The following is a 16,708-nucleotide window of genomic DNA, read 5'->3' on the forward strand; positions in this document are numbered from 1 at the left end:
CTAGAGACGGAAAATGGCTTCAAGAAATCCCATATTGGAGCCTTTTTGTTTTACAATCAAAAATGGAATTTTAGCATTTCGATTAACGAGTTTTTCGGCCAGACTTCCCAATAAGAAGGACGCGGCATTTGTTCTTCCTTTGGATCCTACGGCAAGAACATCAACATCGTTTTTCACAGAATACTCGACAATTTCATCCAACACATCTTTATCGTGACTGCACACATATTTAAATTCATAATCGTGTCCTTCAAGATCCAGTTTACTAATAAATTCATTCATGTCTCTTTTGGCATGGCCCTTCATTATTTCAGCAAATTCTTCAAAGGTTTTGCCGATTTTGGAATAACCCATGGGCACATGGTAAACATGAAAGAAAACGAGTTTGGTGTTTTTACTCGCTTCGGCAAGATGAAGACATTGCTCTGCCACTAAATGCGAATGACGCGAAAAATCAACGGATAAGAGTATCTTATTAATTTCAAAATTGACTTTCTCCGGGACCAGCATTATTGAACAGGGGGCCGCTCTGGCCACTTTCCCCGGCACCAATCCCGAACCCTTCATCACAACCTTTCTTCCCAATAAAATCAAATCCACTTCTTTGATTTTGGCCCATTTCAATACCTGTTCTTCGGGATTTCCATCTACCACTTTTAATTCTGCCTTAGCCAAATCGCCTTTCCAGCATTTACCCAATTCCAATTTGATATCGTGTTTATAGGTATCATCCAATGGAGCGAGTAATTCAGGATGCTTGTCGAGTAATTCTTGTGGGTATTCTAATGTTTTGGCTACATGCAGGAAATAAACTTTATCGAAATCGTATAATTTGTCCATAAAGCATGCATAGCGGATAAGATTTTCATCCATTTCAGTAAAATCAAGTGCTACCAATACCTGCTTTATTTCCATTCTGAAAATTTAAATAAAAATCAAATAATAAATAATCATCATTCAATATAAAGGATTTTTCCTTTTCACTAATTAATTATGTCATCTTGTCATATACAATGACGTAAATCATCTTGGAATACTATTTGATCAGTCTTCTCAAATCTTAAATTAAAAAACTATGCAGGAGAAAGGAACAATATCAATACACACGGAAAATATCTTTCCGATTATTAAAAAATTCCTCTATTCGGATCATGAAATATTCTTGAGAGAATTAATCTCAAATGCCGTAGATGCAACACAAAAGATCAAACGCTTATCATCGCTCGGTGAATATACTGACGATTTGGGTGATCTGACCATCGATGTCAAGGTGGATAAAAAGAAAAAGACCATCACCGTGATTGATCGCGGAATTGGTATGACTGCGGAAGAAATAAAAAAATACATCAATCAGATCGCTTTTTCGGGAGCAACTGAATTTGTAGAGAAGTTTAAGGATGCCGCCGATGCAAAGGAAATAATCGGAAAATTTGGTTTGGGTTTCTATTCCTCATTTATGGTGGCCAAAAAAGTCGACATCATTACTAAATCTTATCAAAAAGATGCAGAAGCTGCCAAATGGGAATGCGAAGGAGAAACTGATTTTGAAATCTCTAAGGCAGAGAAAACAGAAAGGGGCACAGAAATCGTTCTTCACATCGCCGATGACTCAGAGGAGTTTCTTGAAGAATCTAGAATTCAGGGCATCCTCGATAAATACTGCAAATTTCTGCCTGTCGAGATAAGATTTGGTGAAAAGGAAAATTCGGTTGAGGATGGAAAAGACAAGGATGGGAATCCTAAATACAAGACCGAAAAGGTGGATAATATTATCAATAACACTTCGCCTATTTGGACCAAATCACCGAGTGAACTAAAAGATGAAGATTACCTGGCCTTTTACAAAGAACTGCATCCATTTTCAGAAGATCCATTATTCTGGATCCATTTAAATGTGGATTATCCCTTTAATCTTACCGGGGTTCTCTATTTCCCGAAAGTGAGCAATAACATCGAACTGGATAGAAACAAAATTCTATTATTTAGCCGTCAGGTGTTTATCACCGATGAAGTGAGGGACATCGTTCCTGAGTATTTGAGATTATTACATGGGGTGATCGACTCTCCGGATATACCTTTGAATGTTTCAAGGAGCTACTTGCAGTCGGACAGCAATGTCAAAAAGATCAATAACTATATCACCAAGAAAGTGGCCGATAAGCTTGGAGAGATCTTTAAAAACGACAGAAAATCCTTTGAAGCTAAATTCGACAATATTGATGTATTCATAAAATACGGAATGATCAGCGATGAAAAATTTTACGAGAAGGCCAAAGACTTTGCCCTGGTAAAAGACATCGATGATAAATATCACACTTTTGATGAATACCGAAGCAAAATTGAAGGCAGTCAGAAAGACAAAAACGATACGGTCGTATGGTTATATGCTTCCGATCTGGATAAGCAGCATACTTATATTGAATCCGCCAAGCGAAAAGGCTACGATGTGATTCAAATGGGAGGGCCTTTGGATAATCATTTTATCAATCACATTGAAATGAAAATGGATAAAACAGCTATTAAGCGAGTGGATTCCGACATCATTGACAAACTAATTGAGAAAGACGAAAAACTGGATCATGTTCTTACTGAAGATGAGCAGAACAAAGTAAAAGACATATTCGCTAAAGTAGTTCCCAACAAGAATTACAGTGTCTCGGTGGAATCGCTTCCGGAAGGTGAATTGCCAGTGAGCATTACCATGGCGGAATACATTCGAAGGATGAAGGACATGCAAGCCATGGGAGGTGGTGGCGGAATGGCCTTTATGGGCAATATGCCCGATAGCTATTCTGTGCAAGTCAATGGCAATCACAAACTAATTCAGAAAATCCTTAAAGCAAAGACTGAAAAAACACAGAAAAACTATGCAAAACAAGCCATGGATTTGGCTTTACTTTCTCAGGGTTTGCTCGGCGGAAAAGACCTGAGTGAATTTGTAAAACGAAGCGTTGAGATAGCGAGTAAGTAAACTCCATATTTCATATAACAATATTAAGGTCGGCTTTCAGTCGGCCTTTTTTTAATTATTTATTGGTTTAGAAACCTTCTCGTACGAATGAAATTTATCAAATTTAATTGACACAGTACGTATAAAATAATTTATAAGTACGTATATTTATGGTATGAATACCAAGCTTACTTTATCGCTGAAGAAATCCGTTATTGAAAAAGCGAAAAAATATGCAAAAGAAAATGGCGAAAGTCTTTCTGCTATGGTTCAGTCCTATCTTGAAAAAGTGACACAAGTAAAGGAAGACTCTGCCAAATACAGCCGAAAAGTGCGCGCTCTAAAAGGTTCTTTCAAAATAGCAGAAGACATAGATTACAAGGAAGAGCTCAATAATGCTCTAGAAAAAAAGTATCTCAAGTGAAGGTTTTAGTGGATACAGATGTAATTCTGGATGTCTTTTTGGATCGTGAACCATTTTCTTCTCATGCCTCAGAGTTGTTAAGCCTTGGTGAAACAGGCAAGATTCAAATCTTTATTACAGCAATAGCGATAAGTAATATTTATTATACTCTAAAAAAAAGATTCAATCATAAAAAGATCATGAATCAACTTCAAAATTTAATGGATATTGTTGAAATAAGTCCAGCTGATAAGTCCGTAATTTTGGAATCTATTCAATCAAGTTTTAGTGATTTTGAAGATTCACTTCAACACTTTAGCGCAAAAAATATATCTAAGGTGGATTACATAATCACCAGAAATATCAAAGACTATAAATTCAGTGAAATCAAAGTATTTACCCCCGAGAAATTCCTGAAATCACATTTCTAATTTGTACTTTTCTGAATTTTTAAATGGAGCTCATCCAATTGCTCATTGCTAATGCTACTCGGGGTATTTATCATTACATCCCTACCGGCATTATTCTTTGGAAATGCGATGAAATCCCGAATCGAATCCGAACCGCCGAGCATTGCACAAATTCTGTCGAAACCAAAGGCAATTCCTCCATGTGGTGGTGCTCCATATTCGAAAGCATCCATTAAGAATCCGAATTGAGACCTGGCCTCTTCTTCGCTAAAACCCAGAATTTCAAACAGCTTTTCTTGCAAGATTCTGTCGTGAATTCTGATTGAACCTCCACCCAATTCTACACCATTTATAACCATATCATAGGCATTGGCTCTTACTTTTCCGGTCTCTTTCTCAAGTAAGGATATATCCTCCTTTTTGGGAGATGTAAATGGGTGATGCATGGCATAAAAGCGTTGTGTGTCTTCATCCCATTCCAATAATGGAAAATCTATGACCCACAATGGAACAAAGGTATCTTTATCTCTTAAGCCCAATTGATTTCCCATTTCCAATCTTAATTCTGACATGGCAAATCTTGTGGCTTTTTCTTTTCCGGATAGCACCAGGATTAAATCTCCGGCTTTGGCCCCGAGCTTTTCCGCCCATTTTTTTAATTCATCCTGATCGAAAAATTTATCCACACTAGACTTGAAAGTACCGTCTGAATTGCATTTGACATAGATCAATCCACCGGCACCAATTTGAGGTCTTTTCACCCAGTCGGTTAATGCATCCAATTGCTTTCGACTGTATTCCGCTGCCCCCTCAACATTAATGGCCAATACAACTTCTGCATCATCAAAAACCTTAAATCCTTTTCCTTTTGCGACTTCACTAAGCTTATTAATCTCCATTCCGAAACGCAGATCGGGTTTATCATTACCGTACTTTTCCATTGCTTCAGCAAAAGTCATGCGTTTAAATTCAGGAAGCTCAATATTCTTAATGTCTTTGAAAATGGCTCTCATCAATCCTTCGAATGTCTTTAAAACATCTTCCTGCTCTACGAAAGACATTTCGCAGTCTATCTGCGTAAACTCAGGTTGGCGATCGGCTCTTAAATCTTCATCCCTGAAACACTTTACGATTTGATAATACTTATCATAGCCACTTACCATCAGCAATTGCTTAAAGGTTTGCGGCGATTGCGGCAAGGCATAAAACTCACCTTCGTGAACTCTAGAAGGTACTACGAAATCTCTTGCGCCCTCAGGTGTAGATTTAATCAATACCGGGGTTTCTATTTCCATAAATTCCTCAGAATCCATGTAATTTCTTGTGGAGCGCATAACCTTATGGCGCAATCTCAGACTCTCTTGCAATGGTGCTCTTCGCAAATCGAGATATCGGTATTTCATTCTCAACTCTTCTCCCCCATCGCTTTCCTTTTCAATTGTAAAAGGCGGTACTTTTGACGCATTTAAAATACTCAAAGACTCAACCTTTAGCTCTATATCTCCGGTTTTCAAATCGGGATTCTTGGAAAATCGCTCTATAACTTCTCCTCTCGCCTGAATTACATATTCCCGCCCTAATTTTCTGGCCGTTTCAATGGTTGCCTTTGGCGTTTTCCCTTCTTCTAAAATTAGCTGCGTAATGCCATAGCGATCTCTGAGATCTATCCATATCATTCCACCTTTATCACGTGTTTTTTGAACCCAACCCGATAAAATTACCTTTTTGCCTTCATCACTTTTTCTTAACTCGCCACAATTATTTGTTCTATACATAATCTCAAAAATTCCGCGCAAAATTAGAGCATAATCTGAAGAATCCCTTCATAATTAAAATCAATTCACTATTTGTTACAAGATTAATTAGATTTACCATTAAGCTAATAATCGCCTTGAAAAAAGAATTATCATTTAATATCCCGGCAAGTAATCTCCCCAGACTTGTAATAATCGGCGGGGGTTTTGCCGGTATAGAACTCGTAAAACATTTAAAGAAAAGTGATTTTCAAATTGTGCTGCTTGACAGACATAATTATCACACATTTCAACCTTTGCTTTATCAGGTGGCAACGGCCGGCCTGGAACCCGATTCTATAGCAGGGCCTATAAGAAAGCTATTTAAAAAACAAAAAAATGTCTTTTTTAGAATGGCAACCGTTGATCAGGTCGACCATGACAGAAAAGAAATTCACACTTCTATCGGAGAACTCCGCTACGATTATATAGTTTTCGCCCATGGTACTGTTACCAATTATTTTGGGAACGATAAATTGAAGGAAAACTCTTTTCCATTAAAGCAAATCCCACAAGCACTGGACTTGCGCAGCAATATTTTACAAAATCTGGAAAAAGCGGTTTTGGTCAATGACCTCAGCCAGAGACAGGCATTGATGAATTTTGTAATCGTCGGCGGAGGGCCTACGGGCGTTGAGGTAGCTGGAGCTTTGGGCGAATTAAAGCTGCACGTACTTCCGAGAGATTTTCCGGAACTCGATTTGAGAAGCATGCAAATACATCTTGTGGAAGGCACCGACAGATTGCTGGGTGGCATGTCTGAACAAGCGGGTGAAAAAGCAAAAAAATATTTGGGCAAATTTGAAGTGCAGGTTTGGCTTAACAAAATGGTAAAGGAATACGATGGAATTGAAGTTAAATTTGACAGCGGTGAGCAGATTTTAACCAAAAATCTGATCTGGGCAGCCGGTGTTACCGGAAATGTACTTGCAGGAATACCTGAAAGCAGTTTGGGTAAAGGGAACAGACTCATTGTCGATGATTATTCAAATGTCAAAGGATTGAAAAATGCCTATGCTATAGGAGATATTTCAATCATGCAAACCAAAGATTTTCCGGAAGGCCATCCGCAGCAGGCGCCGGTAGCTATTCAGCAAGCAAAAAACCTCGCTTCAAATCTCTCTAAAATTCAACGCGGAAAAACCCCCAAACGATTTAAGTACCTGGATCGCGGGTCAATGGCAACTGTTGGAAGGAACAGAGCCGTCGTAGATCTTAAATTTTGGAAATTTCAAGGCGCATTTGCATGGTTAATTTGGATGTTTGTTCATCTTATGTCCATATACTCGGTCAGAAATAGATTTGTGACTTTGATGAACTGGATGTGGAATTATTTTACCTACGACAGAGGTGCGAGATTGATCATCAGGCCATTTGTCCCGAATAAAAACAAGGATGGAAAAAGTGCAGAGTTGGAAAAATTGTAAAAGTATTTTTCAAGTACATTTTCTTAATTGATAGAAAATTGGCTATTTAGATTTCCCATGTTATTAAGAACAGCAATGAAAGCCTGGATTAACTTCCTTACCTTAACCGTTTTGGTAATAATTACATCCTGTTCTACAAAAATCAATCACGAAAAACATATCCCCAGCAATGCTTCAATGGTCGCTGTTTTAGATGTGCGAAAAATGACCATCAAAGCATTCGATATGAGCCTTCTTTTAGAAGAAAACATGTTGGAACAAAAGCAGCAGGACAAAAACAAAAAGAAGACCGTGCCCATAGAAGAATCGGGAATCGATTTTCTTGACAAATCCTATATCATTGGTCATGTGGCCGATAATGAAGCAGATAATTACCTCGGGTTTATCATGCCGCTCAATGACCCTTATAAGTTTCGGGATTTTGCTATTTCCTATGCTATAAAGAAACCCGGTGAAGGCGCTTCAAATGTCTCCTATGTTATTGTAGGTGATGGCGCAATATTGGGATGGAACAACGAATCAGCCATTTACTTAATCAATCAATCGATAAAAAATGAAGCTGCAATTACATCGGAACTGTTTCGGCTCTTCACACTTCCCGAAACCAATCAAATGACTTTGCAAAATGAAAGCTTTAGAAAAGCACAGGAAGAAAGTGCGGACATATCCGTTTGGATGGATCTCAATAGGCTGAATAAATATAGAAATCCATTAGGCATGATCATTCCCGGGCAAAAAGTATCCAAGGGAATTTATAACGCCTGGATTGATTTCGATAAAGGAGCCATGAATGTGCGCACCAGATATTACATCAATGAAAAAGAGAGCGAGGAAAAAAGAGATGGCGCGCTTGTCTTAAAAGAAACGATTGATAAGGAACTTCTCAAGGGCATTGATGAAAACAAGATATTAGGCTCTTTCAATCTTGGACTGAATATTCCGCTTATTCGAAATCAAATGAAAGAAGATGGCATGCTCGACAGTTCCCAAACCTATTTGGATTTGATGAATACCAATACCAGAGAAATACTCGACATGCTAAGCGGCGATATGGCTTCGGTACTTTTAGAAAATGAAGGGGAAACAAATTTTTTTATTGCACTGGGCATCAAAGACAATGAAACTTGTCACAAAATCATTACTTCGCTGGAAGAAATTGGCTTTATTAGAAAGGTGAATGGCTTTTATACACTATTCAACCAATACATCATACATCAAGGCAAAGGAAGACTGGTTTTTACCACGGATACAAAACTCGCAGAAAATCTCGATAATTCGGATAATAGCGTGCCCAACAATGAGTTTATTTCAAAGCTGGACGATAATCCCCTCGTATTTTATCTGGATCTTAAAAACATGCCGACAAAAAGTTATGATAAGCTTAAAACTTATTGGAAAAACTGGCCCATCGATTCGGATGAAATTGAGGAAATGTATTTTGCACAATCTTCGATTAAAAATGGAACCTCCGATGGAGAAGCTTATGTACTCTTTAAAAATAAAGACAAAAATAGTCTGACTATTATAGTAAAGTCACTAAAAAAGCTGTCGAACAATATTGAATCCTGATGGGATTCCGCATCTCAGAATTAAAACCACTATTTTTTAAAGAAAATCCAAACTCCCAGATTTGGAATAGCCATTTTAATCTTAAAAACCAGCAGAAGTATTTGATCTGTGCGCCTTCAGGCAAGGGGAAAAGTTCTTTTTTTAATATGCTTGCCGCAATCAATAAGGATTACAATGGCCTTATTGAATACGAAGGAAAACTTTTAAAAGATGTCAGAACAGATCAACTTTCAAAATTTCGTTTTATGGATTGGTCGCTGGTATTTCAAAACCTGGCTTTGTTTAAGGATCTTAGTTTAGAGGAAAATCTCAATATCAGAGGCGATTCAGAAGATTGCATGGAATGGCTCCATCAACTCGGTCTCGAAGACAAGTTGTATCAAAGAGTTGGACATTTATCCTATGGTGAAAGACAAAGACTTGCCATAATCAAATCCCTAAACCGGCCCTATAATTTTCTAATAATGGATGAACCCTTTAGCCATTTGGATGCTGAATTGAAAAAAAAGGCTTTGCAGTTAATAGAAAGGGATGTGAAAATTAAAAATGCCTCTCTGATCATTTTTGATCTGGAAAATGACCCACGATATATTGACTATCAAAAACTTATGCTTTGAATATCAGAGCCATCATATTACCCAAAATTAACTTCCAATCCAAGCTGATTTTCAGTACGCTGACCCTATTGCTTTCCACGATTATTACCTTTGTTATTTTTGCCTTTCTTTCAGAATTCTACTCACAGAAATTATTAGTAAAAGAAAACCATTTATATTTCAGCCTGAGTAAATCCATTGGTATTGGCAATACAATTTTAGGCAGAACCTCTTCTTTTAATGAGGAAGAAATCAAACGTTTAAAGGAGCAGGCCTTTTGTTCAGAACTGAGTTTTATCAAAAAAGCCAAATTCAAATGCATTGCCGGATTTTTTGAACAGAAGCAATTCAGTTCCGAAATAATCCTTGAGTCTATTCCCAATTCCATGATGGACGGCTCGGTTTATAGATTTTATTGGGAAGAAGGACAAGATGAAGTGCCAATCATTATTTCCGCTGAGTTTTTACAGCTCTATAATTTTGTGTATGCCCCAATTGCAGGGCTTCCTCCGGTCTCTATTGAAAATTTATCGATGATCCCGATTGAAATTAGCTTAATTGCCAATGGTAAAAGAATTTCAATGAATGCTGAAATAATCGGTTTGAGCGATAGATTTTCAGGGCTTTATGTGCCCGAAACCTTTCTAAATTGGGCCAATACATATTTTACAGGTTCTGCTAGCAGCAGAAGTGATAAAGCGGTTCTCAAAGTCAATCCCGCGTTTATATCCGATTTTGAAGACTATGTAATATCCGAAGCATTGATTGTAAATGAGGAAAATCTCAGAATGGGGAAAGCCGCCTCTTTAATTTACCCGCTTAGTGCCGGATTGCTTTTGATTGCTTGCGTTTTTATTATCCTCTCCGTATCAAATTTTTGGCTTCACTGGAAATGGTTGCTCCAAAGACAAAAAGAAAATATTCAAATCCTATACTTTAACGGTTTTCATCCAAAATATATAGCAAAGCAAACTTTTAAATACCTTATCCCAATTCCCGGTTTGGCCTTTGTCCTGAGTATTTTATTGGGAATTTTGATTTGGAAAATACTTCAGCCCTTTACGCTTAGTATCTTGAATTTGGAATATGGTGCCCTGCCGGTTTTTGCAATCGCATTGGTATCCTCTGTTTACACCTTAATATTTTTGAGCATTTATTTTGCTCTTTGGCGCTTTTGCAGAGCTATCTATATCTAAATTTGTAATTAGAATGACAGCCAGCCGGTAGATTAAATAAGATATTCACAATTAAATGATCGTTGATGTTATTATTCCCGCCTATAATGAGCAGGATTCAGTGGGGCTTGTAATTGGAGATATTCCAAAAGACTTGGTAAGAGAAATTATTGTAGTGAATAATGCTTCGAATGATAAAACTCCTCACCGCGCTGAAAATGCAGGGGCCACAGTTCTTTTTGAAGCCGAGAAAGGCTACGGTGCCGCATGTTTGAAAGGAATGGAATATATAAAAGCAAAAGGGTCAATTCCCGATGTCATTGTGTTTCTGGACGCCGACTATTCCGATCATCCTGAGGAAATGCCTTTGCTTCTGAATGAAATAAAAAATGGTGCCAATCTGGTTATTGGAAGCCGTGCCCTGGGAAAAAAAGAAAAAGGAAGCATGACAATACAGCAGATTTTTGGCAATTGGCTGGCCACCTTGCTGATGAAATACATTTACGGAATAAAATTTACCGATCTTGGTCCTTTTCGAGCAATAAAATGGGACGCCCTGCAAAAAATTGATATGAAAGACAGAAATTGGGGCTGGACTGTTGAAATGCAAGTAAAAGCAGGAAAACAAAATTTGAAATGCAGCGAAATCCCGGTTACTTACAGAAGACGCATTGGTGTTTCTAAAGTCTCCGGCACCTTGAAAGGTACATTGATGGCAGGCTATAAAATTATTTACACAATTTTTAAATACAGATAAGATTGCATTTAAGTATTATCATTATTTATACGCTTTGCCTTACCGTAATATTTGTTTACAGTTTGGTGCAATTGCAATTGATCTTTAAATACAGAAAGTCAAGGAAAACCAAAATTATGGCTTCCCCCTGGATGCATCTAGAGGGAAAACTGCCCTTTGTCACGGTTCAGTTGCCCGTATTTAATGAAAAATACGTTGCCCGCCGATTATTGGATTGCATATCAAAACTTGAATACCCAAAAGACAAATGGGAAATTCAGGTTCTTGATGATTCCACCGATGAAACCAGAACGATACTATTTCAAAAAGTGCTTTCGCTGGAAAAAGAAGGTTTTAACATAACCTACCATCACCGCACTGACAGAAAAGGTTACAAAGCCGGAGCGCTAAAAGAAGGATTAACATTCGCCAAAGGTGAATTCATAGCCCTTTTCGATGCCGATTTTTTACCTCATCCTTCTTTTTTCAAAACCACATTGCCTTATTTTCAAGACGAAAATATTGGCATGGTTCAAACCAAGTGGGGGCATCTCAATAAAGAGTATTCTTTGCTGACCCGTCTTCAGGCCTTTGGATTGAATGCCCATTTTACCGTAGAACAAAGAGGAAGAAATGAAGCTGATTATTTTATAAACTTCAACGGAACGGCCGGAATCTGGCGAAAAAATTGCATTATCGACGCTGGTGACTGGAAATCGGATACACTGACCGAAGACCTCGACCTGAGCTATCGCGCTCAGCTCAAAGGATGGAAATTTAAGTATTTGGAAGATGTGGAATCCCCGGCAGAGCTGCCTGTTGAGATCACCTCTTTTAAATCACAGCAATTTCGCTGGACAAAAGGTGCAGCTGAAACGGCTAAAAAGCTCTTACCTAAAGTCTGGTCTGCGGATATAGGCAAATTGCACAAGACCCATTCTATTTTTCATTTGCTAAACAGCACCATATTTATCTGTGTATTGGTTTCTGCCATTTTAAGTGTTCCCATGCTTTGGATAAAACACCAGGACCCTGCTTATAAATACTATTTCCATTTTGCCTCTTTCTTTTTGGTCAGTTTAGTAATTCTGGCATTTTTATATTGGGAAACCATGGCGCATGAATACAAAAGCAGAAAATCAAAATTCAAGATGTTTTTCAAAAATTTCCCGCTGTTTCTCTCGGTTATGATGGGTCTGTCGCTTCACAATTCGATCGCTGCAATTGAAGGTTTTCTGGGAATAAAAACACCATTTGTCAGAACGCCAAAATTTGACATTGTAGGGCTAAAAGCCAAAGAAAGAGAAAATGTATATGTTAGCTCCGGTTTTTCCTTTCTAAATATTATTGAGATCTTACTGGCTGCCTATTTTGTTTTTGGTATTTATTTAGGCATCGCTTTAGAAGACTACGCTTTAATCTTTTATCACTTTATGTTGGTTTTAGGTTTTGGATTGATCGTCTTTTATACTATAAGACACTCCAATGTCTTTGGGAAATAAACAGCTAAAAATTATTGCATCGCTGGCATTCGCCATTCCGATTTACATTTATATTGGCTATTTCCTGGACAGAACAGAATTTGCAAATCTGCTTTTTGCTTTTAGCCTGCTATTTGTCATTTACAGCTGGCAACTGATAAATCGGCAAAAGTTAAAATTGAATTGGCTGATAATTTCTGCCATTACTTTAAGGCTGCTTTTTTTATTTTCAGAACCGGCGCTTTCCGATGATGTGTACCGCTATATTTGGGATGGTAGATTATGGCATGCCGGCATAAATCCTTATATATATTTGCCCGAGCACATTATTAACAATGATATCCACATCGATGGAATTGATCAAAACCTCTACGAGCAACTCAATTCCAAACAGTATTTTAGCATTTACCCGCCTTTCTCACAAGTAATTTTTTACTTATCAACAGCCTTCTCTGTTGACAACTTGTGGGTTTCTATAATTATGATCAGGGCATCCATACTATTTGCAGAAATCATTTCTTTTTTTGCGATTTTAAAAATTCTGGATCATTTAAAACTGCCGGAAAAACATTTCGCCATTTATGCTTTGAATCCATTGGTCATAGTTGAATTGAGCGGCAATCTTCATTTTGAAGCCTGGTTGATCGCCTTTCTCTTGCTTTCATTTTTAATGTTTTTAAAAAATAGAATACTTCTTTCGGCATTTTTTATGGCCTTGTCCATATCAACTAAACTCTGGCCTTTGATGTTTCTGCCTTTGTTTTTTGGCAAACTAAAATTTAATGTGCTGTTCCGGTATTACGGCTTAACTCTGAGCTTTGTCTTGCTCAGCTTCCTCCCCTTAATGAATCTTGATTTGATGCAGAATCTCTTCCAAAGCATCGATTTATATTTTCAAAAGTTCGAGTTTAATGCCTCTGTTTTTTATATCCTTCGCTATTTTGGGTATTTGTGGAAAGGTTATGATCTCGTTCAAGTGATTGGCCCTTTGCTAGCTTTTATTACGTTTCTGTTTATCCTGTTTTTAGCAATAAAAAGAAGACATCAAGCCATCGCTGATTTGCCAAAAGAAATGCTTTTTAGTTTTAGTTTTTTTCTCTTTCTGAGTACCACCGTTCACCCATGGTATCTTTGTTTACTACTCCTATTAAGTGTATTTACCAATTATCGATTCGTCATACTTTGGTCATTTACTTCGATTCTATCCTATTATGCCTACAGTCAGGTCGCCTGGCAGGAAAACTTTTTATTATTGAGTATTGAATATATCCTGGTCTTTACCTTTCTGATATTGGAATTAAAATATGAAAGAACCTTCAAAGAAAAATTGGCTAAATTCCTACCTTGAGCAGGATGGCAGGGTCATCTTTCTGGCGCTTTGCATAGTACAGGTGGCTTTGATTTTTATTCAGGAAGACATTATCGGTTTTAGGGCCGATTTTTTTGATCTCCTTGAAGATGCCGGGGAAACAGGAATTTTATACTGGCTTTTACGGCTACAGGAAGTCGGCGGCTATCTGATTGTTCCATTGAATATATTTATTCAGGTTTTTTTTGCTGGGTTAATGCTTTGGATCGGAACATTCACCTTCGGCTACAAAATCGATTTCAAAGCTTCGGTAAAAATTACCGTACTCGCTTATCCATCATTTTTTATTGCTCAATTACTTAAAATTCTGTGGTTTGGATTCATAAATAGAAACTATAGCCAATTTGAATTGGATCATTTCCACCATTTCTCAATGGCGGTTTTTTGGCCCGTGGAAGATCGTATAAATACGCTCCCCATGCTGGCAAAATCCCTGAACCCCGGATTGCTTGTTTATTTATGGTTAATGACACTATTTCTTGCAAAAATTTTGAACAGAAGCTCTAAAGTTTCATGGCCAATAGTGATGGTATTTATTTTTGGGATTGGCCTGCTTTGGAAGGTGTTTTACGCTGTGATTTAAGGATTCAATTAATATTTCTCGAGTATTCTCCTCTTTTGGGTATCGAATTCATCTTTTGAAATCACCCCTTGATCTAATAGGCCTTTTAATTCTCGCAATTTTTGAAATTTAATTAATTCCTCATCGGATATCACCTCTTCAGTTGATTTAACAGGATCGGGGCAGCCATCATAGCTCACGGTATAATAATAGTTTTTATAATCCCCTTTCCTAATGCCGCGTTCGGCTACATTGGGTTTCCACCAGGCTCCGGTAGCTCCATCTAAAACCACCCCATAGGGTAAGGGAATGCCCGGAGGTGCAATACCGGTCCAGAAAATTATGGATCCTAGCAAGGACCAACCGCGAAATATCTTTGAATTAAAATGATACTCCTGCGACTGACAGCCTTCTTTTTTAGCTGAAAATGCAAATCTATCCGCATATTTTCTTGAGACTAATATAGAAGTATAACCATAGCCATAGGTGCGCCCATTGTGTACAATCTCCGCATCGCGATGATCTTTGATATTAACGTGTGCAACATAATTGCTGCCCCCAAACATAGTGGCACAAGAGCTGAAGACTCCAAGACATAAAATGGCAATAAAAAATCTCATCGATGAAATTTTTAAAGAAAGAAAAATTCAAAGGATTTTTTTAATTTCCCTTGAGATTCTACCTAAAAGATTCGAATTAGCTTTCTTCTGATTTTGACTCCAGAAAAATTCATCTCCAGAATATAAATACCGGCGGTGGTATTACTCAGATCTATGTTTATCGATTTTGAATTGGGAAGTGCAGAATATATTTCCACACCCAATTCATTGAATACCTTTAGTACATCTGCTCTTCTGCTCGACTTCACATTGAAAATACCCATTTGCGATGGATTGGGATAAACAGTAAAATCATTGGAATTAATTTCAGGAATTCCGGCCACAATTTCTGGTTTCCAAACCAGACCTAAACTATCACCAAATAGATATTCTGCCAATTCGGGATAATCGATAAAGGGATTTTTATTACCCTGGTAACTGTAAATAACCTGGTTTCTGTTGCGCTCAAATCCATCTACCGTATCCTCGCGATTCCATGCCAATAAAGTGTTTAATGTGGCGTGAAGCGGGGTTTTGGAAGTATTGCTTTGTAAGGTATTGGTCAATTCGAGATCGGGTTCCGAACCATCGCCTTCGTAGCGCAGGGCCATGTAAAAAATCATCCTGGCAATATCGCCTTTAACATTTACCGGTGGTTCAAAAATATAAAGATTGGCATCGGTTTTCGAACCGGTATTGAATCCATTGTCAATAACATCTATACAGCTAATGCAATTGTCAAAATTTCTGTTGTTTCTTGTGGAATTGACGCTTACATCGCAAGGTCTTAAATGGTGCACATCGGTACCCGCACCCTTGGAAGTGCCAAAATCACCACGGCTTTTCGCCCATACATGTTCCCTGCTCCAACCCGCTCCGCTATTGTACTCCTGTGCCGCATTGACACTGCGGTTAGAATAAATAAGAATGACATTATTGGAATCGTTGGGGTCGCGATCGGTTTCTTTAAGGATGTCCCAGACATCAGTACCGGAAGAAGTATAGGTATATTCTGTATGGCCTTTTATAATATTGTATAATCTCGATTTCAAAGTATCGCCCGAGGAATTAAATGCACTTTGATAATAGACCGAATCCTGAGCCTGTGCGTACAAGAAAGGAAGCAACATAAGAACAATCAGAAATGTCCTTTTTAATGAAATGAAATTAGTTTGCCTTTTTTTCAAATGTTGCGAAATTAATTTTCACACAACAAAAATAGTGTTTCACACAATGATATTAGGTATTTATACAGTAGAATGTAGAAAAAGATGAAATTAACGGCTTATTAGAAGTGCAGCGGCTGATTAAGCATGAAATTATTTGTAATTAAATATCTACAAAAAACACTCCTCTGGCTTTTCAGAGAAGGTTGTTGTACCCGGTGCCATTCTACCTTGCCTTCGCGCCGAGCCAATTTAAACCTTCGGCGGTATTTGGAATCCGCTTCGGCCAGGCAAGGCGCCAAAACTTCGAATGGCAAGCGGGACTAATAACACTTACATTTTCTGTAAATAAAGAAACCTCCCTAGAACTAACTAAGAAGGTTTTTGTACTCGGGGCCCATCTTCGCCAAGGCTTCGATCGGCAAGCTAGACTTCCCACCTACTCCCGGAACAAATCCAGGATCCGGTAGGC

General features: G+C 37.9%; 15 protein-coding genes. 11 read left to right on the forward strand and 4 right to left on the reverse strand.

The genetic code is table 11. From position 1 onward, the window contains the following. The gene (locus HZR84_07105) at nt 1-915 is read right to left on the reverse strand and encodes a universal stress protein (GenBank protein ID QNL21714.1); all 915 of its coding nucleotides are present in this window, start codon (nt 913-915) and stop codon (nt 1-3) included. 160 nt (nt 916-1,075) lie between these two features. Here HZR84_07105 and htpG point away from each other — a divergent pair, with 160 nt between their 5' ends. The 3 genes from htpG (at nt 1,076) to HZR84_07120 (ending at nt 3,784) form a co-directional block, all read left to right on the forward strand. Continuing rightward, on the forward strand, nt 1,076-2,971 hold the full coding sequence (gene htpG / locus HZR84_07110) for a molecular chaperone HtpG (GenBank protein QNL21715.1): 1,896 nt from the start codon (nt 1,076-1,078) through the stop codon (nt 2,969-2,971). A 154-nt stretch (nt 2,972-3,125) separates the two neighbouring features. Next, complete coding sequence (locus HZR84_07115) at nt 3,126-3,374, forward strand: hypothetical protein (GenBank protein QNL21716.1); 249 nt, start codon at nt 3,126-3,128, stop codon at nt 3,372-3,374. Further along, nucleotides 3,371-3,784, forward strand: coding sequence for a PIN domain-containing protein (locus HZR84_07120; GenBank protein ID QNL21717.1), 414 nt, complete (start codon nt 3,371-3,373; stop codon nt 3,782-3,784). Before HZR84_07115 ends, HZR84_07120 begins: the two co-directional genes overlap by 4 nt. Here the strand turns inward: HZR84_07120 and aspS are convergent. Next, on the reverse strand, nt 3,781-5,538 hold the full coding sequence (gene aspS / locus HZR84_07125) for an aspartate--tRNA ligase (protein ID QNL21718.1): 1,758 nt from the start codon (nt 5,536-5,538) through the stop codon (nt 3,781-3,783). The two genes, HZR84_07120 and aspS, sit on opposite strands and share 4 nt — an antisense overlap. Nucleotides 5,539-5,654: 116 nt before the next feature. Here aspS and HZR84_07130 point away from each other — a divergent pair, with 116 nt between their 5' ends. The 8 genes from HZR84_07130 to HZR84_07165 are packed head-to-tail and all read left to right on the forward strand — an operon-like array spanning nt 5,655 to nt 14,492. Beyond that, nucleotides 5,655-6,983 (forward strand): NAD(P)/FAD-dependent oxidoreductase, encoded by a 1,329-nt coding sequence (locus HZR84_07130; protein ID QNL21719.1) that lies wholly within the window; start codon nt 5,655-5,657, stop codon nt 6,981-6,983. A 57-nt stretch (nt 6,984-7,040) separates the two neighbouring features. Beyond that, nucleotides 7,041-8,552: a DUF4836 family protein gene (locus HZR84_07135; GenBank protein QNL21720.1), complete on the forward strand. Its 1,512-nt coding sequence runs from the start codon at nt 7,041-7,043 to the stop codon at nt 8,550-8,552. After that, nucleotides 8,552-9,169: an ATP-binding cassette domain-containing protein gene (locus HZR84_07140; GenBank protein ID QNL21721.1), complete on the forward strand. Its 618-nt coding sequence runs from the start codon at nt 8,552-8,554 to the stop codon at nt 9,167-9,169. Before HZR84_07135 ends, HZR84_07140 begins: the two co-directional genes overlap by 1 nt. Then, nucleotides 9,166-10,344 carry a hypothetical protein gene (locus HZR84_07145; GenBank protein QNL21722.1) on the forward strand — a complete coding sequence of 393 codons (1,179 nt, stop codon included), beginning with the start codon at nt 9,166-9,168 and terminating at the stop codon, nt 10,342-10,344. Before HZR84_07140 ends, HZR84_07145 begins: the two co-directional genes overlap by 4 nt. A 55-nt stretch (nt 10,345-10,399) precedes the next feature. After that, entirely contained in the window at nt 10,400-11,080 is a 681-nt protein-coding gene (locus HZR84_07150) for a glycosyltransferase family 2 protein (GenBank protein QNL21723.1), read from the forward strand. Nucleotides 11,081-11,082: 2 nt separating this feature from the next. Continuing rightward, nucleotides 11,083-12,561, forward strand: a complete 1,479-nt coding sequence (locus HZR84_07155; protein QNL21724.1) for a glycosyltransferase — start codon at nt 11,083-11,085, stop codon at nt 12,559-12,561. After that, nucleotides 12,545-13,888 carry a DUF2029 domain-containing protein gene (locus HZR84_07160; protein ID QNL21725.1) on the forward strand — a complete coding sequence of 448 codons (1,344 nt, stop codon included), beginning with the start codon at nt 12,545-12,547 and terminating at the stop codon, nt 13,886-13,888. Before HZR84_07155 ends, HZR84_07160 begins: the two co-directional genes overlap by 17 nt. After that, a complete protein-coding gene (locus HZR84_07165; GenBank protein QNL21726.1) occupies nt 13,845-14,492 on the forward strand; it encodes a hypothetical protein in 648 nt (215 codons plus the stop codon). The genes HZR84_07160 and HZR84_07165 overlap by 44 nt, the downstream gene beginning before the upstream one ends. Before the next feature lie 8 nt (nt 14,493-14,500). Here HZR84_07165 and HZR84_07170 read toward each other — a convergent pair whose 3' ends face one another. Continuing rightward, nucleotides 14,501-15,091, reverse strand: coding sequence for an SHOCT domain-containing protein (locus HZR84_07170; protein QNL21727.1), 591 nt, complete (start codon nt 15,089-15,091; stop codon nt 14,501-14,503). A gap of 62 nt (nt 15,092-15,153) precedes the next feature. Beyond that, the gene (locus HZR84_07175) at nt 15,154-16,257 is read right to left on the reverse strand and encodes an endonuclease (GenBank protein QNL21728.1); all 1,104 of its coding nucleotides are present in this window, start codon (nt 16,255-16,257) and stop codon (nt 15,154-15,156) included. Nucleotides 16,258-16,708: the final 451 nt, after the last annotated feature.

The organism is Hyphobacterium sp. CCMP332 (genome assembly GCA_014323545.1).
Taxonomy (GTDB): Bacteria; Bacteroidota; Bacteroidia; order Cytophagales; family CCMP332; genus CCMP332.